The following is a 485-nucleotide window of genomic DNA, read 5'->3' as shown; positions in this document are numbered from 1 at the left end:
AACCGGTACCGCGCGCTTCGTCAGCTGGGTCAACGGCGTCGCGAAGGCTCATGACGACGCTGACCGGGCGGCAGCCGAGCGCGCCGCGCAGCGCATGCAGAAGGGCCCGGCGCCGAACAGCGGCCCGAATTCCGCAGCGTCGAATCCGCGCGCGGCTCACGTCGACGGGAGCGGCCGCACGACCAACGCCCCGAAGGCCGGCAACGGTGGAGTCGCATCGCCGTCCGCGCCGACGTCGCATGTGGGGCCATTCGTTGGTTCGAACAGTGCTGCCGCCAACCAGCGTGCCGACCAAGTCGCGGCGAACGGCCGCGTTTCCGGTGGTCTCGAGGATCCGCAGATCGGCGCCGGTCGCGTCGCGCCGATCACGGTTGCCTCGACGGCGGATGGTGGCCCCGCGGCGATCTTCGACTTCTTCAACCGGCGCAAGCGCAAGGGGAGCAACTGATGGAACGCGAGATCTTGAAGTTGAAGAGGTCGATCAA

1 protein-coding gene is annotated in these 485 nt (G+C 68.7%); it reads left to right on the top strand.

Features of this window, described 5'->3' with window-relative positions:
- Nucleotides 1-448, top strand: a 448-nt coding sequence (locus J5M67_RS28100; protein ID WP_207888632.1) for a hypothetical protein, incomplete at its 5' end; no start/stop codon positions are given.
- Nucleotides 449-485 lie beyond the last annotated feature (37 nt).

This window comes from Pseudomonas sp. 30_B, from assembly GCF_017491605.1.
In the GTDB taxonomy this organism is placed as follows: Bacteria; Pseudomonadota; Gammaproteobacteria; order Pseudomonadales; family Pseudomonadaceae; genus Pseudomonas.
Note: the sequence above shows the minus strand (reverse complement) of the source record. Positions and strands in the feature narration are given on the sequence as shown.